23 protein-coding genes are annotated in these 25,809 nt (G+C 62.7%); 12 read left to right on the top strand and 11 right to left on the bottom strand.

Translation table 11 applies throughout. The features are described 5' to 3' along the window. Positions 1–263: 263 nt before the first annotated feature. From gabP to QQ992_RS21185, 3 genes are all read right to left on the bottom strand, one after another. Complete coding sequence (gabP, locus tag QQ992_RS21175) at positions 264–1,661, bottom strand: GABA permease (RefSeq protein ID WP_286110917.1); 1,398 nt, start codon at positions 1,659–1,661, stop codon at positions 264–266. A 187-nt stretch (positions 1,662–1,848) separates the two neighbouring features. Beyond that, on the bottom strand, positions 1,849–3,057 hold the full coding sequence (locus tag QQ992_RS21180) for a hypothetical protein (protein WP_105945442.1): 1,209 nt from the start codon (positions 3,055–3,057) through the stop codon (positions 1,849–1,851). Positions 3,058–3,098: 41 nt separating this feature from the next. Further along, positions 3,099–3,548 (bottom strand): YcgN family cysteine cluster protein, encoded by a 450-nt coding sequence (locus QQ992_RS21185; protein WP_286110918.1) that lies wholly within the window; start codon positions 3,546–3,548, stop codon positions 3,099–3,101. A 143-nt stretch (positions 3,549–3,691) separates the two neighbouring features. Here QQ992_RS21185 and QQ992_RS21190 point away from each other — a divergent pair, with 143 nt between their 5' ends. Then, positions 3,692–4,285: a nitroreductase family protein gene (locus tag QQ992_RS21190; RefSeq protein WP_016711945.1), complete on the top strand. Its 594-nt coding sequence runs from the start codon at positions 3,692–3,694 to the stop codon at positions 4,283–4,285. 68 nt (positions 4,286–4,353) lie between these two features. On the opposite strand, the gene QQ992_RS21195 is transcribed toward QQ992_RS21190, so the two are convergent. The 4 genes from QQ992_RS21195 to QQ992_RS21210 form a co-directional block, all read right to left on the bottom strand. Beyond that, positions 4,354–5,286, bottom strand: coding sequence for a D-2-hydroxyacid dehydrogenase (locus QQ992_RS21195; RefSeq protein WP_286110919.1), 933 nt, complete (start codon positions 5,284–5,286; stop codon positions 4,354–4,356). 2 nt (positions 5,287–5,288) lie between these two features. Next, positions 5,289–5,582 (bottom strand): YcgL domain-containing protein, encoded by a 294-nt coding sequence (locus QQ992_RS21200; protein WP_060498660.1) that lies wholly within the window; start codon positions 5,580–5,582, stop codon positions 5,289–5,291. Continuing rightward, positions 5,579–6,712 (bottom strand): ribonuclease D, encoded by a 1,134-nt coding sequence (rnd, locus tag QQ992_RS21205; RefSeq protein WP_286110920.1) that lies wholly within the window; start codon positions 6,710–6,712, stop codon positions 5,579–5,581. Before rnd ends, QQ992_RS21200 begins: the two co-directional genes overlap by 4 nt. A 101-nt stretch (positions 6,713–6,813) precedes the next feature. Further along, positions 6,814–8,451 (bottom strand): phosphoethanolamine transferase, encoded by a 1,638-nt coding sequence (locus QQ992_RS21210; protein WP_286110921.1) that lies wholly within the window; start codon positions 8,449–8,451, stop codon positions 6,814–6,816. A 252-nt stretch (positions 8,452–8,703) separates the two neighbouring features. On the opposite strand from QQ992_RS21210, the gene QQ992_RS21215 reads away from it, so the two are divergent. Further along, the gene (locus QQ992_RS21215) at positions 8,704–8,940 is read left to right on the top strand and encodes an HP1242/YdcH family protein (RefSeq protein ID WP_016711950.1); all 237 of its coding nucleotides are present in this window, start codon (positions 8,704–8,706) and stop codon (positions 8,938–8,940) included. A 125-nt stretch (positions 8,941–9,065) separates the two neighbouring features. Here QQ992_RS21215 and QQ992_RS21220 read toward each other — a convergent pair whose 3' ends face one another. Further along, positions 9,066–10,247 carry a trans-sulfuration enzyme family protein gene (locus QQ992_RS21220; RefSeq protein ID WP_119369126.1) on the bottom strand — a complete coding sequence of 394 codons (1,182 nt, stop codon included), beginning with the start codon at positions 10,245–10,247 and terminating at the stop codon, positions 9,066–9,068. 91 nt (positions 10,248–10,338) lie between these two features. Here QQ992_RS21220 and QQ992_RS21225 point away from each other — a divergent pair, with 91 nt between their 5' ends. Further along, a complete protein-coding gene (locus tag QQ992_RS21225) occupies positions 10,339–10,800 on the top strand; it encodes an Lrp/AsnC family transcriptional regulator (RefSeq protein WP_016498365.1) in 462 nt (153 codons plus the stop codon). A gap of 126 nt (positions 10,801–10,926) precedes the next feature. Here QQ992_RS21225 and QQ992_RS21230 read toward each other — a convergent pair whose 3' ends face one another. Beyond that, positions 10,927–13,257, bottom strand: coding sequence for an FdhF/YdeP family oxidoreductase (locus QQ992_RS21230; RefSeq protein WP_286110922.1), 2,331 nt, complete (start codon positions 13,255–13,257; stop codon positions 10,927–10,929). Between the two features lie 234 nt (positions 13,258–13,491). Between QQ992_RS21230 and moaA the strand changes: the two genes are divergently transcribed. Both moaA and QQ992_RS21240 read left to right on the top strand, forming a co-directional pair. After that, positions 13,492–14,496 carry a GTP 3',8-cyclase MoaA gene (gene moaA / locus QQ992_RS21235; protein WP_286110923.1) on the top strand — a complete coding sequence of 335 codons (1,005 nt, stop codon included), beginning with the start codon at positions 13,492–13,494 and terminating at the stop codon, positions 14,494–14,496. A gap of 20 nt (positions 14,497–14,516) precedes the next feature. Further along, positions 14,517–15,416: a bestrophin family protein gene (locus QQ992_RS21240; RefSeq protein ID WP_286110924.1), complete on the top strand. Its 900-nt coding sequence runs from the start codon at positions 14,517–14,519 to the stop codon at positions 15,414–15,416. Positions 15,417–15,582: 166 nt separating this feature from the next. On the opposite strand, the gene moaB is transcribed toward QQ992_RS21240, so the two are convergent. After that, positions 15,583–16,122: a molybdenum cofactor biosynthesis protein B gene (gene moaB, locus QQ992_RS21245; RefSeq protein ID WP_012273701.1), complete on the bottom strand. Its 540-nt coding sequence runs from the start codon at positions 16,120–16,122 to the stop codon at positions 15,583–15,585. Positions 16,123–16,263: 141 nt separating this feature from the next. On the opposite strand from moaB, the gene QQ992_RS21250 reads away from it, so the two are divergent. After that, a complete protein-coding gene (locus tag QQ992_RS21250) occupies positions 16,264–17,151 on the top strand; it encodes a LysR family transcriptional regulator (protein WP_110740194.1) in 888 nt (295 codons plus the stop codon). Positions 17,152–17,307: 156 nt separating this feature from the next. Next, positions 17,308–18,180, top strand: coding sequence for a DUF6216 family protein (locus QQ992_RS21255; protein WP_286110925.1), 873 nt, complete (start codon positions 17,308–17,310; stop codon positions 18,178–18,180). Here the strand turns inward: QQ992_RS21255 and QQ992_RS21260 are convergent. After that, positions 18,167–18,940: an AraC family transcriptional regulator gene (locus tag QQ992_RS21260; RefSeq protein ID WP_286110926.1), complete on the bottom strand. Its 774-nt coding sequence runs from the start codon at positions 18,938–18,940 to the stop codon at positions 18,167–18,169. The genes QQ992_RS21255 and QQ992_RS21260 overlap by 14 nt on opposite strands. A gap of 254 nt (positions 18,941–19,194) precedes the next feature. On the opposite strand from QQ992_RS21260, the gene QQ992_RS21265 reads away from it, so the two are divergent. The 5 genes from QQ992_RS21265 (at position 19,195) to QQ992_RS21285 (ending at position 25,808) form a co-directional block, all read left to right on the top strand. Further along, positions 19,195–20,148, top strand: a complete 954-nt coding sequence (locus tag QQ992_RS21265) for an IS110 family RNA-guided transposase (RefSeq protein ID WP_119372048.1) — start codon at positions 19,195–19,197, stop codon at positions 20,146–20,148. Between the two features lie 343 nt (positions 20,149–20,491). After that, complete coding sequence (locus QQ992_RS21270) at positions 20,492–22,105, top strand: APC family permease (protein ID WP_286110927.1); 1,614 nt, start codon at positions 20,492–20,494, stop codon at positions 22,103–22,105. Positions 22,106–22,128: 23 nt separating this feature from the next. Next, positions 22,129–23,055 (top strand): 4-hydroxyproline epimerase, encoded by a 927-nt coding sequence (locus tag QQ992_RS21275; RefSeq protein WP_286110928.1) that lies wholly within the window; start codon positions 22,129–22,131, stop codon positions 23,053–23,055. Positions 23,056–23,096: 41 nt separating this feature from the next. Further along, positions 23,097–24,044 (top strand): dihydrodipicolinate synthase family protein, encoded by a 948-nt coding sequence (locus QQ992_RS21280; RefSeq protein WP_016711960.1) that lies wholly within the window; start codon positions 23,097–23,099, stop codon positions 24,042–24,044. Positions 24,045–24,230: 186 nt separating this feature from the next. Beyond that, positions 24,231–25,808, top strand: coding sequence for an aldehyde dehydrogenase (NADP(+)) (locus QQ992_RS21285; RefSeq protein WP_286110929.1), 1,578 nt, complete (start codon positions 24,231–24,233; stop codon positions 25,806–25,808). The last annotated feature ends 1 nt before the right edge of the window (position 25,809 follow it).

The raw sequence follows: 25,809 nt of genomic DNA on the forward strand, positions 1-25,809 counted from the left end.
CCGCCCGCGCGGCGCATCGCGAGCAAGCTCGCTCCTACATTTGTTTCGGGCCAGTTATGCCTGTGACAACAGCGCGCGACCGCCTTGTTGGTCCGACTCAATACCGAGTCATGCACCAAGGCGGTCGCGCGCAGGTGTCACAGAAATGATTGGCCCGAAACAAATGTAGGAGCGAGCTTGCTCGCGATGCGCCGCGCGGGCGGCGCTCGATCTCACAGGCGCCAAAAACCGCTCGGCGTACGCCCCGCTATTACCTCAACCATTCACGCAGTTGTCAGCGCCTCCCGCCGCGCATGCCGTTTGCTGGTAATCACCCCCAACACCAGGATCACCAGCGCCAGCGCCAAGGTCAGCGACACCTCCATCCGGTGCTTGGGCATGACGAACATGGTGCCCAAGGCAAAGATGATGAAACCGATCACCGCATAGGTCAGCCACGGGTAAAGCCACATACGGAAGGCGATCTCGACATTCTGCTTCTGCAGGATCGCGCGCATACGCAGTTGCGAGAAGGCAATCGCCAGGTACACCAGCAAGGCAATCGACCCGGAGCTGGCCAGCAGGAAGGCAAACACCTCGGCCGGGGCGAAGTAGTTGACGATAGTCGCCAGCATGCCGATCAGCGTGCTGCCGATGACTGCCGCGCGCGGCACGCCCACTTTCGAGGTGCGCTGGATGAAGCCCGGGGCATCACCGCGCTTGCTCAGCGAGTAGAGCATCCGCGAGGAAATGTAGATCGACGAGTTCAGGCAGCTGGCCACCGCCACCAGTACCACGATGTCCACCAGTTGCTTGGCATAGGGAATGTTCATGATCTCCAGCGCCCGCTGGTAAGAGCCCTGCACCGGCAGCAGCGGGTCGTTCCATGCCACCACCGAGATGATCACGAAAATCGACAGCAGGTAGAACACACTGATACGCCAGATAACCGAGCGCGTGGCCTTGGCGATGTTGCGCGCCGGGTCTTTCGATTCGGAGGCGGCAATGGTCACCGCTTCGGTACCCAGGTAGCTGAACATGGTGGTCAGCAAGGCGCCGATGATTGCCGTCCAGCCATTGGGCATGAAGCCGCCCTGCTGTTCCAGCAACAGTGGCAGGCCACTGACTTCACGGCCCGGCAACACGCCGGCCAGGGCCGCAGCACCCAGGGCAATGAAGGCAACGATGGCGATGACCTTGAGCATGGCGAACCAGAACTCGAACTCGCCGTACTTGGCCACGCTGAACAGGTTGGTGGCGGTCAGCAGCACGGTCATGCTCAGGGCGAAGAACCAGGCATCGATGTGCGGGAACCAGTTGTTGAGGACCACGCCAGCGGCGATGGCTTCAATAGGAATTACCAGCACCCAGAACCACCAGTACAGCCAGCCGATGGTAAAGCCGGCCCAGCGGCCAATGGCGCGGTCGGCATAGGTGGAGAACGAGCCGGTATCGGGGCTGGCAACGGCCATTTCCCCGAGCATGCGCATCACCAGCACCACCAGCGCACCGGCCAGTGCATAGGCGACGATGGCCGAGGGGCCGGCTGCCGCGATGGCGTGCCCGGAGCCGATGAACAACCCGGCACCGATCACCCCGGCGATGGAGAGCATGGTCACATGGCGTTGCTTGAAGCCTTGCGCCAGCTGATTGCCGGCGCCACTCGCGCTTGTCATTGTCATCCTGATCCCTGCTTTTGTTTTCTTTGTGGGGGACGTGAAGCTCCTGGATCGAAACCCAGCGTGGATGAGCTTCGCGCCCGGTCACGGTACGCCAGCGAGGGGCTGGTCAAGTTGCCTGGATCCGCCACGGACTTGACCATAAATGACATCGAACACGTTTAAACAGGCAAGATAGAGCTATCGCGGCCTAGCGCAACGCCTTGCTCTGCAACACCTCGGACTTGCGCCCCAGCACGTTCTCGCTGATTTGCACGAAGTCTTCGGTGCTCACGCTGGGCAGGCGCATCAGCCCGCGTACCACATCGTCCAGCGAGCGCTTGGCCTGGGTATGAATACGGATTTCCTTGTCCAGTGCCTGCAACAGCATCACCCCGCGCGCCACCTGGGCAGGGCTGGCGCGTTCACCCTTGAGCCGGGTGACCTTGGCGCCCTGCTTGCTCAGGCGTGCCTGCCAGGCCTGGTAACGGTCATCGCTCACCCCGCCCGAGCGGCGCAGCAACTCGCTGGCGTAGTAGTCGGTCAGGCTTTCCACCAGCCAGTCACTGCCGTCACGCCCATGGATCTGCGCAAACAACTGCACCACTTCGCGCAGCAACGGGCTGCTGCCGTTCTCGCTTACCATCGGCCGGGCGCTGTGCAGGTACAGCGAACCCTGTGCCGCCATTGCACCACGCCACATGCCGTCACGGGCACCGACCAGCAGCAGCTTCGGCGGATTGCGCGGGAACACCGCCTGCAACTGCGGCCATACGAACGTCAGCAGGGTCAGGCTGTCCATACGCCGCATACCCTGCCCCACCGGTGCGGCCACGGTCACCTCGGTATCGCCCAGGCGAGCACGGCGGCTGCCCAGGTCGCCGGCCAGCATCCAGCCAGTGGGGCGGTCGAACAGGCGCGAAACGTTGTCGATGCGGAACTTGTCCTTGCCGATGCGCGGCCAGGAGGTCTCGATACTCTTCCAGCCCTCGGGCAGGTCGAACGCCAGGCGTGCCACCAGCTCGGTGCCATCCTGCTGGTCAAGGCGCGCGGGCGGCACCAGCTGGTCACCGAGGAACAACGCCCAGTGCGGGGTAACACGCGAAGAATAGGCACCGCTGGCGAGCTTCTGGTCCAACTGCACGCGGTAGCTGAGGCTGGTCTTGCCGGCCGCCGGCTGCCACACGCCGCGCTGCCCCTGCAGTTGCCATTGGCCATCGGCCTGGAAGCCGCTGTAGGCCCCGGCCTTGCCCAGGTCGAAGTCCAGGCTGCGCACGGCGCTGCCTTCGGCCAATGTGAGGCGGACTTCAGCCTGGCCACTGGCAGGCAACAAACGCACCTGGTAGTCGAGGTCGACCTTTTTCGCCCAGGCCGGCGAACTGGCCATCAGGCCCAACAACAGCAACAGCTGGCAACGCATACAGAAACTCCTTGTTTCCCCGTGGCAGCGGGCCGCGCCGGTCAGCTGGCGCGGAAGATCAGGTGGTCTTCCCAGTCGTCTTCGTGCACATCGTGTTCACTGAGCATACGCCCCGACTGGGAAATACGCTGTTCATGAACCTGCTGGCGATCGCCGCAGACCAGGTGGTGCCAGGCGGGCAAGTCCTTGCCCTCGCTGACCAGGCGGTAACCGCAGGTGCTTGGTAGCCACTTGAACTGGTCGGCCTTGCCTGGGGTGAGCTGGATGCAGTCCGGCACGTGGGCAAAGCGGTTGGGGTAGTCGCTGCACTGGCAGGTGTGCATGTCCAGCAGCTTGCAGGCGATGCGCGTGTAATAGACGCTGTTGTCGTCCTCGTCCTCAAGCTTTTGCAGGCAGCACAGGCCGCAGCCGTCGCACAGCGACTCCCACTCTGGCGGGCTGAGTTGTTCGAGGGTCTTGCGCCGCCAGAACGGCGCGTTTTCAGCGATCATCACACGGTTTCCTGCATTCATCGTTGGGCCACGGCGCGCGGCGGCGCCAGTCTAGAGCCTGACCTTGCGCAAAGCCAGACCGCTTGTCAGTCGCGACGGGACGCAGTAGCGTGCGGGTTTCCCGTCCTTTTACAGGAGCTGTCATGAGCGCCAACCCTCGCATTGCCGATTACGCCATCAACGAGCAGTTCATCAACCGCTGGTCGCCGCGTGCTTTCACCGCCGAGCCGATCAGCGAAGAGACCCTGCTGAGCTTCCTGGAAGCCGCCCGTTGGGCTCCGTCGGCGTACAACTCGCAGCCTTGGCGCTTCCTGTATGCCCGCCGCGACACGCCAAACTGGGAGCGTTACCTGAACCTGCTGGTGCCGTTCAACCGCAGCTGGGCACAACAGGCCTCAGCACTGGTGCTGATCATTTCCAAGACCACCTTCGCCGCCCCGGGCGCCACGGAGGAAAAACCGGCACTGTGGCATACCTTCGACACCGGTTCCGCCTGGGGGCACCTGGCCCTGCAGGCCAGCATCAGCGGCTGGCACACCCATGGCATGGCCGGCTTCGACCAGGACCTGGCGCGTCAGGAGCTGAAGGTTCCTGAAGGTTATGTGCTGCATGCCATGGTGGCGATCGGCAAGCTGGGTGACAAGGCCAGCCTGGATGAGGCGTTGCAGGCACGTGAAGTACCGAGCCCGCGCAAGCCGCTGAGCGAGCTGGCTGCCGAGGGTGATTTCAGCCTTTAAGCCTTGTGCTGGCTCTACTGGCCTCTTCGCGGGCAAGCCCGCGAAGAGGCCAGTACAGGCACTACAAATCAGTAGCCCTTGGCAAAGTCCACTTCACCCCGCAACCCCTGCCCCGCTTCATACGCCTGCATATTCTCGACAAACAGCCGCACCATCGCCGCCGGCGAGGTGGGTGCCGAGCTGTGTCCGGTCAGCAGCAAGCCCCAGGCGGTCCAGAACGGGTGCTGTTTAGGCAGTGGTTCCTGGCGGCACACATCGATCACCGCACCGGCCAGATGCCCTTCCTTCAGCGCCTCGACCAGGTCCGCATCCACCACCGCCGCGCCTCGCCCGGCATTGATGAACAGCGTGCTCGGCTGGAAGCACTTGAACAGCGCCGCGTCATACAGGTCATGGGTCGCCGGGGTATCCGGCAACAGGTTGAGCACGTAGTCGACCTGGCCAACCATGCGCGGCAAGTCGGCCAGCGCCGCCACCTCGACGAACGGTGCCTGCTCCCGGGCACTGCTGGCAACCCCATACAACACCACACCAAACGGCTGCAGGAACTCAGCCACGCGCTGGCCAATATCGCCGGTGCCCACGATTAGCACCTTGCGCCCTTCCAGCGTACGTCCTGGGCGATCGTCCCAGCGCCGCTCCACCTGGCTGACCAGGCGCGACAGCACCTCGCGTTCGTGGCCGAGCATGTAGGTAAGCATGTACTCGGCCATCACCTGGCCGAAGATGCCTACTGCGCGGGTCAGGCGATAGTCACGCGGCAAGCCATCGGCCAGCAACGGCGTGATACCCGCCCAGGTCGACTGCATCCAGTCCGGCTTGTGGCCTTGGCGCAGCAAGCTCGCCAGCAGGTCCGGCTGGCCCAGCCACACCTTGCACTGTGGTGCGTGGCGGGCCAGTTCGGCGGAATCATCGCTGGTCAGTACTTCCACTTCAGGCGCGGCTTCGCGCAAAAGCGCGGCGTAACGAGCATGATCATGCTCAGCAATCAGTACGCGCATGGTCAGACCGGGTCGTTTCGGCGCAGCAGCTCTTCAGGCAGGTGCTCGATGTACTCGTCTTCCGCTGGCGGCATCTGCAGGTGGTAGCCCTGGTTGTCGAGGTTCTCCAGCACCTTGGCGATGTCCTCGCGGGCCAGCTTGCGCTCCGGGGTGAGCACCAGGTCGAAGGCATGCACAGGGGTGCCGAAGAACGGCAGCAGGCCTTCCGGCACGCGCTCCAGGCCGTCGGCCTTGAGCACATACAGGTACATTTCGTTCTTGCGGGGGCTCTTGTAGATCGAGCAAATGCGTTTCATCGGGTCTCTCCGGCACCTGCAAGGCTGTCCAGCAGGGCCTGGCCCATACGCTCACGGCGCCAGCCGCGCAGCGAATCGGGCAGTTGATAAGGGCCATTGGGGTAGCCGCTCTTGAGCAGCGCTTCCAGGGCTTTTTTGCGCAGCATCAGCTCGGGGGCGATCCCCAGGCGTTCGCCTTCGGCCTGGCCGATGGCACGCAGCTGCTTGAGGATGCCGGAGGCCTCGATCGGCAGCGGCTCGGGCAAAGGCGCTGGCCACTGCTCGGCAGGCAGGCTGGCGGCGCGCTGGATCAGCTTGATCAGGAACTCTCCGTCCTGGCGAATGGTGCGCGGGTGCATCTCGTCGATCCTGGCCAGCGCCGACAGGTTGTTCGGCTGGCTCTTGGCCATGGGCCACAGCGAGTGCTCCTTGAGGATGCGGTTGCGCGGCACATCGCGGCTACGGGCTTCACGCTCGCGCCAGGCGCACAGCTCTCGCAACACCGCCAGTTGCTGGGGGGCCAGCTTCCAGGCGAGCTTGACGTCGCGGTACAGGGTTTCGGGCTCGACCTCACGGCGCAACGCAGCCACCAGCTCGGCGCCGTCTTCCAGCACCCAGGCGTACTTGTCGTCGCTCAGGCGCGGGCGCAAGGCGGTGAACAGCTCGGCCAGGTGCACGGCATCTTCGGCGGCATAGCTGACCTGCGTGTCGGAGAGCGGGCGCTGCAGCCAGTCGGAGCGGGTTTCGCCCTTCGGCAGCTCGATACCCAGCACCTCCTGCACCAGGCGCGAATAGCCCATGGAGAAGCCCAGGTTCAGGTAGCCGGCTGCCAACTGGGTGTCGAACAGCGGCTGCGGCAGCTTGCCGGTCAGGCGCAACAGCACTTCGAGGTCTTCGCTGCAGGCGTGCAGCACCTTGACCACACCGCTGTCTTCGAGCAAGTCGGCCAAGGGTTGCCAGTTACCGATCAGCAACGGGTCGATCAGGTAGGCCCGCTGGCCGTCGCCGATCTGGATCAGCCCGGCTTTCGGGTAGAAGGTGTCAACCCGCATGAATTCGGTGTCGACAGCGACAAAAGGCAGTTGGTGCCAGTCGCGGCAGTGTTCGGCCAGGCTCTGGTCGTCACGGATCCAGTGAATTTCGATGGCCACAAGGCTCTCCCACTAACATTGGCGCGCAGTATATACGGCGCGGGCACTGCTGGTGAAACCCGGGCCATCCTTGATATCGATAAGTGGTGGTGTTGCGTGGGTCAGCGTTTGGCCGCCAACCACGGACGGCAGCTGGCAAACATGTCCAGCGACTGCTGATACACCTCGGTGCGCACCTGCAACAGGCCGAGCATGGAGTGGAACAGGTTGTCCTGCGACAGCGGCGCATCGCTGAGCTTGGCCAGGCAGTCGGTGTCGATGCCGAAATCCTCCTTGTAGCTGTCGGAGAACCAGGTCAGCAATGGCACGTGCTTCTGCTGCTCCGGGGCGATGGCGTAAGGCGTGCCGTGCAGGAACAGGTTGTACTCACCCAGCGACTCGCCATGGTCGGACAGGTAGATCATCGCAGTGTCGACCTTGTCCTGCTTGCTGCGCAAGGTGTCGATCAGCGAAGACAGCACCTTGTCGGTGTAGGCGAGGGTGTTGTCGTAGCCGTTGATGATTTCCTGCTCGCTGCACTGGTTCAGTGCATTGCTCTGGCACACAGGAGTGAAGCGCTGATCACCTTCCGGGTAACGCTTGAAGTATTCGGGGCCGTGGCTGCCCATCTGGTGCAGCACCAACACAGTGTCCTTGTCGAGGTTGTCAATCAGCTCGTCCAGGCCTTGCAGCAGGATCTGGTCATGGCATTCGCCATTGGCGCACAGCTGAGGGTCCTTCAGGTTGCTGACATCGATGAACTGCACGCGGTCGCAGGTGCCCTTGCAGCCCGACTGGTTGTCACGCCACTGCACGGCCAGGCCGGCACGCTGAAGGATATCCAGCAGCCCTTCGCGGTTTTTCGCTATACGGGCATCGTATTCCTTGCGCGCCATGCCAGAGAACATGCACGGCACCGAGACAGCCGTTTCCGTACCGCACGAATGCACATCGGAAAACGCCACCAGGCCCTGCTCCTTGGCCAGGTTCGGGGTGGTATCGCGGTCATAGCCCAACACGCCAAAGTGGTCGGCCCGCGCACTTTCACCCACCACCAGCACGGTCAACGACTTGCGCTCATGCTTCTGCCAGGCGGCATCACGCTTGGCATCTTCGCCATAGTGCTGGAAAGGACGCGATGCGGTACCGACGCGTTCGCTGACATAGCCAATGGAGGCACCGACGATATTGCTGGGGGTCAGCATCAGGCGCAATTCGTGGTGGTTGCGAAACAGCGAGGACAACCCTTGATAGTTGACCAGCGCCACCGAGCCCAGGGCTACCACGCAGGCGCCACTGACTACCAGCTTGCCCAGCAGCTCGCGGTGCCAGGGACGGTAGGCAATGGGCGCCTTCCACAACAGCACCGAAGGCACCACGCCCAAGCCCAGGATGTACAAGGCAAACTTCAGCGAAAGCAGGTCGCGTACTTCGGTTACGTTGGTTTCTGCAATGTTGCGGAACATACCCGCATCTATAAGTACGCCGTATTGATTCATGAAGTAAGCCACACCCGCGCCACTCATGAACAACACGATAAGTACCGGCTTCAATACATATCGGAAGGCAAACAACGTGAGGATGAGATTGAAAGCGAACAGCATCAGCACGGCAAACGCCAGGCTCAGCCACAGCCCGGACAGCCCGGCAGGCACCACCTCTTGCAGGTGCCCCCAAAGGAACATGTTCAGGCCAATCAGCAGGTAAAGGCTGGCCAGCAGCGTGACCCATTCAGTCCGCAGGGATTTGAAGTTGAGCATTAGCGTTCGCAATCAAGAGTGATTATCAACCCCCAGGCCGGGTGGCACCGTGGGAAAGTTGGGCGAACTCTAGAAAGCGCGTCATCAATTTTTTGTGAAAAAGTTGGTAACAATTTCGTGAGGACGCGTCTTTCGGTGATTAACGACGCTTCATTCAGCTGCCATTCAGGCTGACCGACATCACCGGCCTGCGCAAAGGCGGCTATCCTCAGAGGTCAGGACCTTACCGACAACCCTGACAGAGGTGAAGAAATGCCAGTTCCGCATGATCTGCTCGCTGACCTGCACGTTACCGCTGATGCATTCCAGGCGCTCATTGACAAGGACCAGACGCTGCACTCACTGCACAAGGAATACAACGCCAAGGACAAGGAGGTGGTTGCCGCCGAAGGCAACGGCACCAACGACGACACCGTCAACCGCCTGCGCAAGGAACGGTTGCTGATCAAGGACAAGATCGAACGGATCATTCATCCGCCGAAATCCTGACTGAATATCTTCTTTGAATTTACCGGCCCTATCGCCGGCAAGCCAGCTCCCACAGGGTCTCCACAGATTTCGAACCTGTGCTGCACCTGTGGGAGCTGGCTTGCCGGCGATAGGGCCAGCAGCCCTTACACGGCAACCAGAGCCTTGAGCGCGCCATCCAGGTCTTCGATCAGGTCACGGTAATCCTCGATCCCCATCGACAACCGCAGCAGGTTCTCGCTGATCCCCATCACCCCTTTCTGCTCCGGGCTCAGCGAGCAGTGCGACATGGTCCACGAATGGTTGATCATGCTCTCCACCCCACCCAGCGAGTCGGCCAGCACAAAGATCTGCAACGCTTCCACCAAGCGGTTGAGCGCGGCCCGGTCGCCCTTCACTTTCATCGCCACTACCGCCCCGCCGCTGCGCATCTGGCGTTTGCACAGTTCATGCTGCGGGTGGCTTTCCAGCCCCGGGTAATACACCTGCTCGATCTGCGGGTGGCTTTCGAGGAAGCGCGCTACCTGCAGGGCATTGGCACACTGGCGCTCCATGCGCACATCCAGGGTTTTCAGGCCACGCAGGGCCAGGTAGCAGTCGAACGGCCCCTGCACCGCGCCAATTGCCATGCTGATGCGGCGAAGGCGCGCCAGCAGTGCATCGTTGGCCGCCACCACCACACCACCGGTGAGGTCGGAGTGGCCACCGATGTACTTGCTGGCCGAGTGCATCACCAGGTCCACGCCCAAGGTGATCGGGCGCTGGTTCCACGGCGAGCAGAAGGTATTGTCGATGCAGGTGAGGATGCCCCGGGCCTTGGCCAGGTCGCACACGGCCTTGATGTCGACCAGGTGCAGCAGCGGGTTGGTCGGCGATTCGATCCAGATCAGCTGGGTTTCCGGCTTGATGGCGGCGGCCACGGCCTCCAGGTCGTTGAGGTCGACATAGGTGGTGGTCAGGCCCGAGGTGCGGCTGCGGTAGTCTTCCAGGATACGGAAAGTGCCGCCGTACACGCCGTTCATCACCACGACATGGGCATCCTTGGGCAGCAGCTCCAGCACCGTCGCTGTAGCGTTCACGCCCGAGGCACAGGCAACCGCGCCCACGCCCTCTTCCAGCGCGGCGACACAGGTTTCGTAGGCATGCCGGGTGGGGTTGCCAACGCGGCTGTAGGAGTATTCCGGTTTGTCGTCCAGGCTGCGTTTGGTGAACGAGCTGGCTGTGACGATAGCCGGGAAAATGGCATTTTCAGCGACGCTGAACTGCTCGCCGGCGTGAATGGTACGGGTGGCGAAATTGCGCGGCTTGTCGGACATGGTCAGCCCCATTGGCAGAGTTAAGGCTGCAACTATCGCACAACCCAAATGTTCTGGCCTTGGGGTAATCTGTGAAAAATTTTCTTCACGGCCCGCGCGCGATATGGACAGTTTCGATCAGCACATTCTTACCCTGCTTCAGCGCGATGCCTCGATATCGCTCAAGGACCTGGCCGAGGCCGTCAACCTGTCCACCACGCCCTGCTGGAAGCGGGTCAAGCGCCTGGAAGAAGAAGGCTACATTCTTGGCCGCGTCGCCCTGCTCGACCCCGAGCGGCTTGGCCTTGGGCTGACGGTGTTCGTCCAGCTCAAGACCCAGCGCCACGACAGCGCCTGGCTTGAGCAGTTTGCCGCGACCGTGACCGGGTTCGAGGAAGTGATGGAGTTCTACCGCATGTCCGGCGACTGGGATTACATGCTGCGGGTGGTGGTGGGGGATATCGCGGCGTATGACCGGTTCTACAAAAAGCTGATTACCCGTACCGATGGGCTATCGAACATTACGTCCAGTTTTGCCATGGAGCAAATGAAGTACACCACAGCCTACCCGGTGCATCGGTCATGATCCTGTATGGCTGTACCGACCCTATCGCCGGCAAGCCAGCTCCCACAGGTACGCCACAGGTCTCGAATACGGTGGAATACCTGTGGGAGCTGGCTTGCCGGCGATAGGGCCATTGCAGGCAACCCATCAATCCGAAGCAAGCACCGCCGCAATCCGGTTCCCCGCCTTGGCTTTCTCGACCTTGATCGCCACAAACTTCGACGTCGGCGTATAGGTTCCCACGCCATAACTCTCCAGCGGCACCAGCGGATTGGTCTCCGGGTAGTACGCCGCCGCCTGCCCTTCAGGCACGTCATAGGCCACCAGGCGGAACCCCGACACCCGCCGCTCGACGCCATCCTCCCACAGCGACACCAGGTCCACATGCTCACCCGGCTCGAAGCCCAGGCGGCGAATATCGGCCTCGTTCACGAACACCACTTCACGCAGGCCGAACACGCCGCGGTAGCGGTCGTCCAGGCCATACAGGGTGGTGTTGTACTGGTCGTGCGAGCGCAGGGTCTGCAGGATCAGGTCGGGCTTGTCACCCCGCGCCAGCACCTTGGCGTTTATCAACTCCTCTGGCAGCGCGTGGGGCATGAACCGTGCCTTGCCCGTGGCCGTGCGGAAGTTGCGATCGGCTGCATTGTTGCCCAGGTGGAAGCCGCCCGGGCTATGCAGGCGTTCGTTGAAGCCGGTGAAACCAGGGATCACGTCGGCAATCATGTCACGAATGCGGTTGTAGTCGGCCACCGCATACTCCCAGTCGATCGGCTGGTTGCCCAGCGTGGCCTTGGCCATGCCGGCGATGATCCACGGCTCCGAGCGCATGTGCGGTGAACGCGGGCGCAACTGGCCGTTGGAGATGTGCACCATGCTGAAGGTGTCTTCCACGGTCACGCCTTGCGGCCCTTCAGCCTGCAGGTCGATTTCGGTCCGGCCCAGGCAGGGCAGGATCAACGCATCGCGGCCGGTGACCAGGTGCGAGCGGTTGAGCTTGGTGGAGATCTGCACGGTCAACGCGCAGTTCTGCAGCGCCGCGTGGGTGCGCGGGGTGTCCGGGGTGGCTTGGGCAAAGTTGCCGCCCAGGGCGACGAACACCTTGGCCCGCCCCTCTTCCATGGCCTTGATCGCCAGCACCGCGTTGTGCCCATGGGCACGCGGCACACGGAACTGGAAGCGTTTTTCGATGGCATCGAGCAGCGCCGGCTTGGGCTTTTCGTCGATGCCCATGGTGCGGTCGCCCTGCACGTTGCTGTGGCCACGTACCGGCGACAGGCCAGCGCCGGGTTTGCCGACGTTGCCGCGCAGCAACTGCAGGTTGACGATTTCCTGCACGGTAGGCACCGAATGGCGGTGCTGGGTGACGCCCATGGCCCAGCACATGATCACCCGCTCAGCCTTGCGGTACATGCGTGCGGCCAGCTCGATCTCGGCCAGGGTCAAGCCCGACTGCTTGACGATGTGCTCCCACGAGGTGGCGTCCACTGCCGCCAGGTAGTCATCGACGCCACTGGTGTGCTCGGCGATGAAGGCATGGTCGAACACCGCCGGCTCACCGTTGGCCTGGGCTTCGCGCTCCCACTGCAACAGGAATTTGGCAATGCCGCGCATGGCCGCCATGTCACCGCCCAAGGCCGGGCGGAAGTAAGCGCTGGAAGTCGGCTCGGAGCCGTTGCTGAGCATTTCGAACGGGTGCTGCGGGTGCTGGAAGCGCTCCAGGCCACGCTCTTTCAGCGGGTTGAAGCACACCACCTGAGCCCCGCGCTTGACCGCCTCACGCAGCGGCTCGAGCATGCGCGGGTGGTTGGTGCCTGGGTTCTGACCGATGACGAAGATCGCGTCGGCCAGCTCCAGGTCGTGAAACACGACAGTGCCTTTGCCCACCCCGAGGGTTTCCGACATGCCTGCACCGCTGGCTTCGTGGCACATGTTCGAGCAATCGGGGAAGTTGTTGGTGCCGTAAGCGCGCACGAACAGCTGGTAGAGGAATGCCGCCTCGTTGCTGGCCCGGCCCGACGTGTAGAACTCGGCCTCGTCTGGCGACTGCAGCGCACGCAGGTGTCTGGCGACCAGCTCGAAGGCCTCCTGCCAGGTGGTTTCGACATAGTGGTCGGTGGCAGCGTCGTAGCGCATCGGGTGCGTGAGGCGGCCCTGGTATTCGAGCCAGTAGTCAGTCTGGTCCTTCAGCGCGCTGACGCTGTATTTGGCGAAGAACGCCGGGTCAACCGAGCGGCCGGTGGCTTCCCAGTTGACCGCCTTGGCGCCGTTTTCGCAGAACTTGACCATGTCGCTTTCCGGCGACTCACCCCAGGCACAGCCGGGGCAGTCGAAGCCGCCGTTCTGGTTGGTCTTGAGCATGGCCCGCAGGTTCTTGAAGGCATTTTCGCTGCCCAGCCAGCTCTTGGTCACGCTCTTGAGCGCTCCCCAGCCGGCGGCTGCGCCCTTGTAGTCCCTGATATGTTCGTCCTGGCTCATGCGATGAATCCTCACGCTTCGATGCTTTTTTCCAGCCTATTGAGCGTGGGGGTGGGGCGTCCAATCGAAAGATCTTACGGCGTGATAAGCGGTTTCGATCATGGGCTGGAAGCTTTGAGGCATAGGGCCTGCAGCCGTGATAGAAACCATCGATCAACCAGTCGGGCAAAGCAATTTGACGGCCCTGCGGCCAGGTTATAGCTTGGAGTGAACCCACCCCATTCGAGCGCGAACGTGGAACAGAACAGCCGGGCCCTGATCGACGGCTTCAACCGGAAAATCGACTACCTGCGGATGTCGGTCACCGACCGCTGTGACTTCCGTTGCGTGTACTGCATGGCCGAAGACATGCAGTTTTTGCCGCGCCAGCAAATCCTCAGCCTCGAAGAACTGTTCCAGGTGGCCGAGCGCTTCGTCGCCTTGGGCACCCGCAAGATCCGCCTGACCGGCGGCGAGCCGCTGGTACGCCAGGGCATCGTCGAGTTGTGCGGGCGGATTGCCGCCCTGCCCGGGCTGCGCGAGCTGTGCATGACCAGCAACGGCTCGCAACTCGGGCGCCTGGCGCAGCCACTGTTCGACGCCGGGCTGTCGCGCCTGAACATCAGCCTCGACAGCCTGGATAGCGAACGCTTCAAGCAGCTGACCCGTACCGGCGACCTGCACCAGGTCATCGCCGGGATCGACGCCGCACGCCAGGCCGGCTTCAAGCGCATCAAGCTCAACTGTGTCGTGCTCAAAGGCCGCAACGACCACGAACTGGTCGACCTGGTGCGCTTTGCCATCGATCGCGAGCTGGACATCACCTTCATCGAAGAAATGCCGCTGGGGGTAATCAGCGAACACGAGCGCGGCGAGTCGTTCTGCTCCAGCGACGAAGTACGTGAGCGCCTGGCAGAACAGTTCACCCTGGTGGAGTCCACCGAATCATCACAGGGCCCTGCCCGCTACTGGCGCCTGGCCGAAGCCGCCAACACCCGGGTCGGTTTCATCTCGCCGCACAGCCACAACTTTTGCGCCACCTGCAACCGCGTGCGCCTGACGGTCGAAGGCCGCCTGTTGCTGTGCCTGGGCAACGAACACTCGGTAGACCTGAAGCACGTGCTGCGTGCTCACCCAGGCAACCGCGAGCGCCTGGAAAAGGCCATCCGCGACTCGCTGCACCTCAAGCCCTACCGCCACCACTTCGAAGTGGGCGGCGATGTGCAGATCCTGCGCTTCATGAACATGACCGGCGGCTGAACGGCCGTCTCTGGATTTCCATGATTGTCCACCCAACCCCCGATGTACTGCGTGTGCTGTTCACCCTCAAGGGGTCGATCGTCAAGCGCATCGCCCTGCGCTGCCTGATGGTGACCCTGCTGGCCGCGCTGATCGTGCTGGTCGAGCGCCATTTCCCCGCGTTTTTCTACCCGGTCAGTGCCACGCCGTTTACGTTGCTGGGCCTGTCGCTGTCGATCTTCATGAGCTTTCGCAACAACGCCTGCTACGACCGCTGGTGGGAGGGCCGCAAGGCCTGGGGCAAGCTGATTATCGAAACCCGCTCGTTCGTGCGCGAAAGCGTGGTGATTGCTGACGAGGCGCTGCGCGCAGAGCTGCTGCGCAGCCTGTGTGGCTATGCCCATGCGCTGAATGCCCGCCTGCGTAACGAGGACGACCTGGCGGCCGCCCGGCCCTGGCTGGCCCGGCCAGAGGCGATCAGCCCGCATAACGTGTGCGATGGCATCCTGCGCGACATTGGCCAGCATTGCTCGCGGCTGGCGGAACAACAGCACATCAGCGATTGGCGCTACAGCCTGCTGGAACAGCGGCTGGTAGGCCTGACCGAGGTGCAGGCCACCTGTGAGCGGATCAAGTTCACACCTTTGCCGTTCCCCTACACGCTGTTGCTGCACCGCACCATCTACATCTTTTGCCTGCTGCTGCCGTTTGCCCTGGCCGAGCCGCTGGGCTGGCTGGCACCGCTGTTCACCACCATCGTGGGGTACACGTTCTTCGGGCTGGATGCGATTGGCAACGAACTGGAGGACCCGTTCGGGCGGGATGAGAACGACTTGCCGACCGATGCCATGGTGCGGACGGTGGAGCGGGATGTGCTGGCAGGGTTGGGGGAGACGCAGTTGCCGCCGGCGTTGTTGCCGGTGGGGTATGTGTTGAGCTGAGGCAGCCCCTGTAAGGTTCTTGTGGGAGCGGCCTTGCGTCGCGAAAGGGCTGGGGCAGCAGCCCCAGGATCTCAGCCATGATACAAAGATTGCCGGGGCCGCTTTGCGGCCCTTTCGCGACGCAAGGCCGCTCCAACATTGACCGCGATAGCCAGCAAATGTCGAATCAACCCCGGCTGGCACAGGCCTCGATCGGCAACAGGTGTTTGACGAAATTGCACGGCCGGTGTCGGGCATCCAGCTGCTCCGCCAGAATCCCTTCCCACGCCGTACGGCACGCCCCGGTAGAACCCGGCAGGCAGCACACCAACGTGCGGTTGGACAACCCGGCCAGCGCTCGGCTCTGCACGGTAGAACTGCCGATATCCAGAATCGACAGCGCCCGGAACAGCTCGCCAAAGCCATCGATGCGTTTGTCCAGCAGGCACTCGACCGCCTCGGGCGTGCTGTCACGCCCGGTAAAGCCGGTACCGCCGGTAATCAGCACCACCTGCACCTGCTCGTCGGCAATCCAGGTGGCGACCTGGGCGCGGATCTTGTACAGGTCGTCCTTGAGCAACGCCCGCGCCACCAGCCGGTGGCCGATCTCGACCGACCGGCTGGCCAGCAGCTCGCCGGAGGTATCGTTGTCGTAGGTACGGGTGTCGCTGACGGTCAGCACGGCGATGTTGAGCGGTACGAAGACCGCATCGGGTTGGACGCGCACGGTAAAAGCTCCTTGAATGGCATTGTCACCACGCTAGAGGCGTGGCTCGGGGGCGTCCAATCGTTATGGCTTACCGGCCGATCAATGACATCTATCGCAGACGTGGGTTATGGTCTGCACAACCATACGCCAGGCACTTTCATGGACATCAAGCAGCTCAAGTTCCTCATCGCCCTCGACCAGACCCGCCACTTCGGCCAGGCGGCGGCGCTGTGCCATATCACTCAGCCGACGCTGTCCATGCGCCTGCGCAACCTGGAGGACGAGCTGGACCTGGTGCTGGTCAAACGCGGCCAGCGCTTCGAAGGCTTCACCGAGGCCGGCGAGCGTATTCTGGCCTGGGCCCGCACCCTGCTCGCCGCCCACGACGGCCTGCAGGCCGAGGCCGCCAGTTGCCGCGGCCAGGTGGTCGGCAGCCTGCGCCTGGGCACAGTGCCACTGGCCAGCTTCAACCCCATGCACCTGCTGCTGCCGCTGCGCGAAAAATACCCCGAGCTGCACTTTCAGCTCAGCTCGCTGAGCTCGGAGCAGGTCATCGACGGGCTCAGCCGCAACCAGCTCGACCTGGGTATCTGCTACCTGGACCAGGTCAACACGAGCTTCTTCGAAGTACTGGAACTGGGCACCACCACCATGGGCCTGCTGCACGACACCCGGCACTTCCAGTTTGACAGCGACACCCTGCGCTGGGACGCGCTCAGCGACATACCGCTGGGCCTGTTGAGCAAGGGTATGCACTACCGACAGTCGCTGGACCTGAGCTTCCGCAGCCGTGGCCTGGAACCGCATGCGGTACTGGAAAGCGACTCGACCTTCCAGCTGATCCAGGCCATCAACACCGGCATGTGCTGCGCGATCATGCCGTTGGACTGCGGCCTCGAAGACCTCAGCGAGCACCTGCGCATTCTGCCGGTGGCCGACGCTGCCATCCACAGCCCGGTCGGCCTGTTGCTGCGCCGCAGCGAGCCGCGCTCGGCAATTGCCGAGCAGTGTTTTGCCGAGGCGCGCGGCTTGTTCGCCAACGCTTGAAGTTCATGCTTCGCGAACAATAAGGAAATTTCCCACAATCAACTCGGAAGTTTCACTAACGACATGTCAGCTTGAGCACTTTTATTATCGTCACCTTATCGGACCCGCCGGCCTGATGCAGACACAAGGCCCGCTTACTTCGCTCAAGGAGCTGACATGACGACCTCCACCAACCTGGCCTCCTCATTCTGGAGCATAGAAACGCTCGCCCCATTGGGCGGTATCGGTGTGGCGATACTGCTGGGGATGGCGTTATGGTTCATCTACAGCCGGGCCGGCTCGCTGTATTTTCTCCGAGACCTTATTTGGCGCAGCTTTGGAGGCACCACCGAATTCGACAGCCACTCGCAGTTGAATACCCTGCGCAAGGAACTGCGGGAGATCGAATTCTTCCGTTATGAGTTCAACATCCCGGCCAACAACCTGGACGAGGCCAGCCAGGCGCACCGCTGGATCGTCGACAACGGCGTTGCCCCCGGCGACCTGAGCCGCAACCGCGCCTACATCGACTGGACTGACTTCAGCGCCCCCAAGTTCGCTACAGCGCGGTTCTCCCCGCGCCGCTTCAAGGGGTTCATTGCCTTGCTGGCCGTACTTGGCATGATGATGGCCCCTCTACCCATGGCGAGCCAGTCGGAATACTTGATGGTATCGCTCAAAAATGACCCGGACTCCCCCTTTTTCTATCTGTCACCGCAGGACATCAAGTTTGAAATGTGGTTTCCGGATGAAAAGCTGACGCTGGACCAATGCCGCTCTTCAGAAAGCCTCGCGCCCTTCACCCGGTACATGCCGGAAGAGAAGCTCGACACGATCTGCTCGTTCTTCCTAGCATCCGACTACGGCGCACAAGTAGAAAACGGGGTAAAGGGGCAACGTGGCATTCTGGCGGGATTGTCCGCGATCCTCATGCTCGGACTGGTGCTGGTTGTGCTGAAACTGTCACGTATGGAACGCGCGCAAAAGGTCTATAACCGCTGGCAGGCCAATATCGCGACGCCTGCGGCCACTGCGCCTACAGCGCCGTAGCCTGGCGGTACTGGCGCGGGGTAAAGCCGGTCAGTTGCTTGAACTGGCGGCTGAAGGCGCTGTGGTCGGTGTAGCCGCAGCGCATCGCCACGTCAGTGATCGGCAGGTCCGAATGCAGCAGGCGGTGGGCGTGCTCCAGGCGCGCCTTGTGGATCATCTGTCGAGGCGTGAGGTGAAATACCCGCTTGCAGTAGCGCTCCAGCTGAGCCACGGAAATGCCGGCGATGCGGGTCAGCTCGCCCATGCTGATCGGCTGGTGGAAGTGCTGGCGGATGTGCTCGTCCACAGCGGCCAGGCGCTGGTAGGCAGGGTGAGTGTCGGCGGCTGATTGCAGGTCGACCGAAATGCCGACCAACCCGATGATCTCGCAGGCAGGGTTGTACAGCGGGCGCTTGTGGGTCAGGCACCAGCCGGGCTCGCGGCTGCCATACAGGTGCAACTCCAGCTGGTCTTCCAGCACCAGGCCTTCCTTGAGTACGCGGCGGTCCTGCTCGGTGTAGCCGGGGCCCAGCTGCGCCGGGAACACTTCGGCACTGGTCTTGCCCAGCAACGGCTGCAAGCGCTTGAGGCCACAGCGCTGGACCAGAGTGTTGTTGGCCAGTACGTAGCGGGCGGCCGGGTCCTTGATGAAGATGGCGGCGTTGGGGATGGCGTCAAGGATCGGCAGCAGCAGCGATACGGCGGCAAGCAAGGCCTCCAGGGTGGCGGGGCGGTGCTGGTCCAGGGACTGGTACAGGGTTGCCAGAGAGTCTTGTGTCATCTGCATTCTCTTCGTTGATGCTGCCGGCCCTTTCGCGGGGCAAGCCCGCTTGTATGGTTAGACTTGAAGGGGTGGTGGGACTAAATGCCCGATTCTGACTGCTCGCATCAGTACAGACCGTGGGAGACATCGCCCCACCCCTTCCACCAAAGCGCCGATAAAGAATGCATCGTTTACAAGCGACGATAGAAGCAAGCCAGCGCCTCTTGGTGAAACCCCTTCAAGCCGAAAAACCATAGCGTGAGGAGTCGCCCATGGCAATGCAGGTAGGCAAGCTGATTGTGGGTGCGGATGTCGCAAAAGCTGAGCTGGTTATCCATCACGATGACCGTGATGAGATCGTCAGACTGAAAAATTCCAAACCCGAAATCAAAAAATGGTTGAAGCAGCAACCGCTGAACACCGCTATCGCGGTTGAGGCGACCAATGTTTATCACCTGGACTTGGTTGAGCTGGCCCATAGCTTGGGTTTCGAGGTTTATGTCATCGATGGTTTCCAACTGAGTAACTACCGGAAAAGTGTTGGAGGACGGGTTAAAACCGACCCTTCCGATGCTCGGTTGCTGTCCCGATTTCTGAGAAACGAAGGGGAGGATCTTCGTCCCTGGAGCCCGCCTCCCGCTGTCTACGGCAAGCTTCAGAGCCTGCTTCGTCGCAGAGCAGCCTTGGTAAGTGCTCGCACTGCAATGACTCAGAGCTGGGCTAATGAAGGCCTCTTGAAGGCTGCGTTCAGTACCTTCGTGAAATCGATAGATCGGCTGGAGCTGTTGATCCAAAAGAAGATTAAGGAAGTGCTGCGAGAAGCTGGATTGCACGAGCAAGTCGCTCGCTGCCAGGCAGTAGAGGGTATTGGTTTTCTAACCGCCACAGCGCTGGTAATGGCTTTTATGAGGGGTGAGTTCAAGAGCAGTGACGCGTACATCGCATTCTTGGGAATGGATCTACGAGTCAGTGACTCTGGGCAGAAAAGTGGGCAACGTCGCCTCACTAAGCGCGGTTGCTCAGAAATCCGTCGTTTGTTGCATAACGCAGCGATGGCCGCCAGCAAGTCACCCGTTTGGAAAGGGGACTATGAGCGGCATCGGAACAATGGAAAGGCAACGACCCAAGCATTGGTAATCCTCGCCAGGAAGCTCGCACGGGTGGCATTCGCCCTGATGAAAAATCAGGACGAATACATCACCAAAGGTGCCAAAACAGCTTGCTGAAAACCATAGAATCTCCCACAGGTACTCCACAAGGCTCAAGAGCGGTGGCGTACCTGTGGGAGCGGGCTTGCCCCGCGAATGGGCCGGCAATGCCCATACACATCCACAGCCCTTATACAGCAGGGCCTGCAGCCTAACTATCCAACCCGCTCAGTTGCCAGCTATTTCTGAAACTGTGCCGATTTCGTCACTCCCTCTGCAGAAAACCATCAAGAACCGTCGCCCCGACCGGTTCACTCTATGCCCCACGCAAGCCGCCCAAGTCCTACAAGAGCGCGGCCCAAAAAGCCGCATCTCGTGACATCAGACCTGCCTATCCAATAACCAACAAAAAGGCGAACCCATGTCAGGCAAATTCAAAAAACAGTTATCACTGCTGGACCTCACCTTCATTGGCCTAGGGGCCATTTTCGGCTCTGGCTGGCTGTTCGCCGCCAGCCATGTCTCGGCCATCGCCGGCCCGGCTGGCATCCTGTCCTGGTTCCTCGGCGGGTTCGCCGTACTGCTGCTGGGCATCGTCTACTGCGAACTGGGCGCCGCCCTGCCCCGCGCCGGTGGCGTGGTGCGCTACCCGGTTTACTCGCACGGCCCGCTGCTGGGCTACCTGATGGGTTTCATCACCCTGATCGCCTTTTCCAGCTTGATCGCCATCGAAGTGGTCGCCTCGCGCCAGTACGCCGCCGCCTGGTTTCCCGGGCTGACCAAAACCGGTTCAAGCGACCCGACCGTGCTTGGCTGGCTCGTGCAGTTCGCACTGTTGGGGCTGTTCTTCTTCCTCAATTACCGCAGCGTGAAAACCTTCGCCAAGGCCAACAACCTGGTCAGCGTGTTCAAGTTCATCGTGCCGCTGCTGGTGATTGGTGTGCTGTTCACCTTCTTCAAGCCAGAAAACTTCGAGGTCCACGGTTTTGCCCCGTTCGGCCTGTCCGGGGTGGAAATGGCCGTGTCGGCGGGCGGCATCATCTTCGCCTACCTGGGCCTGACACCGATCATTTCGGTGGCCAGCGAAGTGAAGAACCCGCAGCGCACCATCCCGATTGCGCTGATTCTTTCGGTGCTGCTGTCCACCGCCATCTACGCCCTGCTGCAACTGGCTTTCCTCGGCAGCGTACCGACCGAAATGCTCACCAACGGCTGGGCTGCGGTCACCAAGGAACTGGCCCTGCCCTACCGTGACATCGCCCTTGCCCTGGGTGTGGGCTGGCTGGCCTACCTGGTGGTGGCCGACGCGGTGATCTCGCCCAGCGGCTGCGGCAACATCTACATGAACGCCACCCCGCGCGTGATCTATGGCTGGGCGCAGACCGGCACCTTCTTCAAGTACTTCACCCGCATCGATGCAGAGTCCGGCATCCCGCGCCCTGCCCTGTGGCTGACGTTTGCCCTGTCGGTGTTCTGGACCCTGCCCTTCCCATCGTGGGAAGCACTGATCAACGTGGTATCCGCTGCCCTGGTACTGAGCTACGCCGTGGCCCCGGTCACCGTCGCCGCCCTGCGCCGCAATGCGCCAGACATGCCGCGCCCGTTCCGGGTCAAGGGCATGGGCGTGCTCGGGCCGCTGTCGTTCATCATCGCCGCGCTGATCGTGTACTGGTCCGGCTGGAATACCGTGTCGTGGCTACTGGCCCTGCAAATCGTGATGTTCGTGCTGTACCTGCTGTGCGGTCGCTTCGTGCCCACCCAGCACCTGTCGCTGGCCCAGCAAGTGCGCTCGTCGGCTTGGCTGATCGGCTTCTACGCAGTAACCATCCTGCTGTCGTGGCTGGGCAGCTTCGGCGGCCTGGGGGTCATCGGTCACCCGCTCGACACCGTGGCCGTGGCGGCTTGTGCCCTGGGCATCTACTACTGGGGAGCGGCCACTGGCGTGCCTGCACACCTGGTGCGCCTGGAAGGCGAGGACGAAAGCGAAACCACCGCTGACACCTATGCCGGCCGCCCTGCCGCCGTCGCCTCCTGATCTTTTACGCAAGGGACAAGCCCATGAAACAGATTCACGTCATCGACTCCCACACTGGCGGCGAACCGACCCGCCTGGTGATGAAGGGCTTCCCGCAACTGCATGGCCGCAGCATGGCCGAACAGCGCGACGAACTGCGCGAGCTGCACGACCACTGGCGCCGTGCCTGCCTGCTGGAGCCTCGCGGCAACGATGTGCTGGTGGGCGCGCTGTACTGCCCACCGGTGTCGGCCGACGCCACCTGCGGGGTGATCTTCTTCAACAATGCCGGCTACCTGAACATGTGCGGCCACGGCACCATCGGCCTGGTCGCCTCGTTGCAGCACCTGGGCCTGATCGCGCCCGGCGTGCACAAGATCGACACCCCGGTCGGCCAGATCAGTGCCACCCTGCATGAAGATGGCGCCATCACCGTCGGCAATGTGCCCTCTTACCGCTACCGCCAGCAGGTGGCGGTGGATGTGCCCGGGCACGGCGTCGTGCACGGCGACATTGCCTGGGGCGGCAACTGGTTCTTCCTGGTTTCCGAACACGGCCAGCGCATCGAGCTGGACAACCGGGAAGCGCTCACCGAGTACACCTGGGCCATGCTCAAGGCCCTCGAAGCCCAGGGCATCACGGGTGAAAACGGCGCCCCCATCGACCACGTCGAGTTGTTCGCCGACGACGCAAACGCCGACAGCCGCAACTTCGTGATGTGCCCCGGCAAGGCCTACGACCGCTCGCCCTGCGGCACCGGCACCAGCGCCAAGCTGGCCTGCCTGGCCGCCGACGGCAAGCTTGCCGAAGGCCAGACCTGGGTGCAGGCCAGCATCACCGGCAGCCAGTTCCACGGCCGCTACGAGCGCGACGGCGAACACATTCGCCCGTTCATCACCGGCCGCGCCTACATGACCGCCGACAGCACCCTGCTGATCGACGAACAAGACCCGTTCGCCTGGGGCATCTGACCCCGGCTTTTTCCGACTGAACATTGCGAGGAGTGACAACAATGACTGACAACATCTTCACCGGCACCATGCCCGCCTTGATGACCCCATGCACCGCCGACCGCAAGCCGGACTTCGACGCCCTGGTGCGCAAAGGCCGCGAACTGATCGAGGCCGGCATGAGCGCCGTGGTGTACTGCGGCTCGATGGGTGACTGGCCGCTGCTGACCGAAGCCGAGCGCCAGGAAGGCGTGGCGCGCCTGGTGGCCGCAGGCATTCCGACCATCGTCGGCACGGGTGCGGTGAACACCCGCGAAGCGGTTTCCCACGCTGCCCATGCTGCCAAGGTCGGTGCCGCCGGCCTTATGGTCATCCCCCGCGTGCTTAGCCGTGGTGCCTCGCTGATCGCCCAGAAGCACCACTTCTCGGCCATCCTCGCCGCCGCGCCCAAGCTGCCTGCGGTGATCTACAACAGCCCCTACTACGGCTTCGCCACCCGCGCCGACCTGTTCTTCGAACTGCGCCGCGAATTCTCCAACCTGATCGGCTTCAAGGAATTCGGCGGTGGCGCCGACCTGCGCTACGCCGCCGAGCACATCACCTCCAAGGACGACGATGTGACCCTGATGGTCGGTGTGGATACCCAGGTGGTGCATGGTTTCGTCAACTGCAACGCCACCGGTGCCATCACCGGCATCGGCAACGCCCTGCCGCGTGAAGTGCTGCACCTGGTAAGCCTGAGCAAGCAGGCGGCCAAGGGCGATGCGAAGGCCCGTCGCCTGGCGCGTGAGCTGGAAGCGGCACTGGCGGTGCTGTCGTCGTTCGATGAGGGTTGCGACCTGGTGCTGTACTACAAGCACCTGATGGTGCTGAACGGTGACCGCGAGTACAGCCTGCACTTCAACGAGACCGACGTGCTGACCGATGCCCAGCGCAACTATGCCGAGCAGCAGTACGCGCTGTTCCGTAGCTGGTATGCCAGCTGGTCGGCTGAGCAGAACGTCGCCTGACTTTAGTCCTGCGCGGACTCTTGTAGGAGCGGCCTTGTGTCGCGAAAGGGCTGCGTAGCAGCCCCGGGATTTCCGCGCAGATGCACAAATTGCTGGGGCTGCTTCGCAGCCCTTTCGCGACACAAGGCCGCTCCTACAGGGGCTGCGGTTTCCCTTGATACCCGTATTTGATTCCAAGGAGGCTACATGCCCCTCACAGGCAACCTGCTGATCGGCCAGACGCCGGTAACCGGCAGCCGCGAAGCCATCCGCGCCATCAACCCGGCTACCGGCCAAACGCTGGAACCGGCCTACCTCGGCGGCACCGGCGAACACGTGGCCCAGGCCTGCGCCCTGGCCTGGACGGCGTTCGATGCCTACCGCGAAACCTCGCTCGAACAACGGGCACAATTTCTTGAAACCATCGCCGCGCAGATCGAAGCCCTCGGCGATGCCCTGATCGACCGCGCCGTGGCCGAAACCGGCCTGCCCAAAGCGCGCATCCAGGGTGAACGGGGCCGTACCTGCACCCAGTTGCGCACCTTTGCCCGGGTGGTACGGGCCGGTGAATGGCTGGATGTGCGGGTCGACAATGCCCAGCCCGAACGCCAGCCCCTGCCCCGCGCCGACCTGCGTCAGCGCCAGGTGGCCCTGGGGCCGGTGGCCGTGTTCGGCGCCAGCAATTTTCCGCTGGCCTTCTCGGTAGCCGGTGGCGACACCGCGTCGGCATTGGCCGCTGGCTGCCCGGTGGTGGTCAAGGCCCACAGCGCCCACCCTGGCACCAGCGAACTGGTCGGCCAGGCCGTGGCGCAAGCAGTGAAGCTGTGCGGTTTGCCGGCCGGCGTGTTCTCGCTGTTGTACGGCTCTGGCCGAGAAGTGGGCATCGCCCTGGTCAGTGACCCGCGTATCAAGGCAGTAGGTTTTACCGGCTCGCGTAGCGGCGGTGTCGCACTGTGCCAGGCCGCTCAGGCACGCCCGGAGCCGATCCCGGTGTACGCCGAAATGAGCTCGATCAACCCGGTATTCCTCTTCGAGGCCGCTTTGCAGGCCCGCGCCGAAGCGCTGGCGCAAGGCTTCGTCGCTTCGCTGACCCAGGGCGCCGGCCAGTTCTGCACCAACCCCGGCTTGGTGATCGCCCGGCAGGGCCCAGCGTTGCAACGCTTCATCAACGCCGCCAGCGAGCAGGTGCGCCAGGCAGTCGCGCAGACCATGCTCACACCGGGCATTTTCAGTGCCTATCAGGCCGGTATCGGTGCCTTGGCGGATAACGCCAATGCCCAGGCTGCGGCCAGTGGCCAGGCCGGGCAAGGCCCCAACCAGTGCCAGGCACAGCTGTTCGTGACACAGGCCGAAGCTTTCCTGGCAGACCCGGCGTTGCAGGCCGAAGTGTTCGGTGCTGCATCGTTGGTCGTGGCCTGCGCGAACGATGAACAGGTACGCCAGGTGGCCGAGCATCTGGAAGGCCAGCTGACCGCTACGTTGCAACTGGCCGATGCCGACATCACCAGCGCCCGCGCCCTGCTGCCGACCCTTGAACGCAAGGCCGGGCGCATTCTGGTCAATGGCTGGCCGACGGGCGTTGAGGTGTGCGATGCGATGGTCCACGGCGGACCGTTCCCGGCCACCTCCGATGCCCGCACCACCTCGGTGGGCACGGCGGCGATCCTGCGCTTCCTGCGCCCGGTGTGCTACCAGGACTTCCCCGAAGCCTTGCTGCCGTCGGCGTTGCAGCACGGCAACCCGCTGCAGCTGCGGCGCCTGCTTGACGGTAAACGGGAAGGCTGAG

This window comes from Pseudomonas kurunegalensis, assembly GCF_030291635.1.
In the GTDB taxonomy this organism is placed as follows: domain Bacteria; phylum Pseudomonadota; class Gammaproteobacteria; order Pseudomonadales; family Pseudomonadaceae; genus Aquipseudomonas; species Aquipseudomonas monteilii.

Coding starts and splice junctions, on each gene's coding strand:
- gabP (WP_286110917.1), bottom strand. CDS start 1,661: ATGACAATGACAAGCGCGAGTGGCGCCGGCAATCAGCTGGCGCAAGGC.
- QQ992_RS21180 (WP_105945442.1), bottom strand. CDS start 3,057: ATGCGTTGCCAGCTGTTGCTGTTGTTGGGCCTGATGGCCAGTTCGCCG.
- QQ992_RS21185 (WP_286110918.1), bottom strand. CDS start 3,548: ATGATCGCTGAAAACGCGCCGTTCTGGCGGCGCAAGACCCTCGAACAA.
- QQ992_RS21190 (WP_016711945.1), top strand. CDS start 3,692: ATGAGCGCCAACCCTCGCATTGCCGATTACGCCATCAACGAGCAGTTC.
- QQ992_RS21195 (WP_286110919.1), bottom strand. CDS start 5,286: ATGCGCGTACTGATTGCTGAGCATGATCATGCTCGTTACGCCGCGCTT.
- QQ992_RS21200 (WP_060498660.1), bottom strand. CDS start 5,582: ATGAAACGCATTTGCTCGATCTACAAGAGCCCCCGCAAGAACGAAATG.
- QQ992_RS21210 (WP_286110921.1), bottom strand. CDS start 8,451: ATGCTCAACTTCAAATCCCTGCGGACTGAATGGGTCACGCTGCTGGCC.
- QQ992_RS21215 (WP_016711950.1), top strand. CDS start 8,704: ATGCCAGTTCCGCATGATCTGCTCGCTGACCTGCACGTTACCGCTGAT.
- QQ992_RS21220 (WP_119369126.1), bottom strand. CDS start 10,247: ATGGGGCTGACCATGTCCGACAAGCCGCGCAATTTCGCCACCCGTACC.
- QQ992_RS21225 (WP_016498365.1), top strand. CDS start 10,339: ATGGACAGTTTCGATCAGCACATTCTTACCCTGCTTCAGCGCGATGCC.
- QQ992_RS21230 (WP_286110922.1), bottom strand. CDS start 13,257: ATGAGCCAGGACGAACATATCAGGGACTACAAGGGCGCAGCCGCCGGC.
- QQ992_RS21240 (WP_286110924.1), top strand. CDS start 14,517: ATGATTGTCCACCCAACCCCCGATGTACTGCGTGTGCTGTTCACCCTC.
- QQ992_RS21250 (WP_110740194.1), top strand. CDS start 16,264: ATGGACATCAAGCAGCTCAAGTTCCTCATCGCCCTCGACCAGACCCGC.
- QQ992_RS21255 (WP_286110925.1), top strand. CDS start 17,308: ATGACGACCTCCACCAACCTGGCCTCCTCATTCTGGAGCATAGAAACG.
- QQ992_RS21260 (WP_286110926.1), bottom strand. CDS start 18,940: ATGACACAAGACTCTCTGGCAACCCTGTACCAGTCCCTGGACCAGCAC.
- QQ992_RS21265 (WP_119372048.1), top strand. CDS start 19,195: ATGGCAATGCAGGTAGGCAAGCTGATTGTGGGTGCGGATGTCGCAAAA.
- QQ992_RS21270 (WP_286110927.1), top strand. CDS start 20,492: ATGTCAGGCAAATTCAAAAAACAGTTATCACTGCTGGACCTCACCTTC.
- QQ992_RS21275 (WP_286110928.1), top strand. CDS start 22,129: ATGAAACAGATTCACGTCATCGACTCCCACACTGGCGGCGAACCGACC.
- QQ992_RS21280 (WP_016711960.1), top strand. CDS start 23,097: ATGACTGACAACATCTTCACCGGCACCATGCCCGCCTTGATGACCCCA.
- QQ992_RS21285 (WP_286110929.1), top strand. CDS start 24,231: ATGCCCCTCACAGGCAACCTGCTGATCGGCCAGACGCCGGTAACCGGC.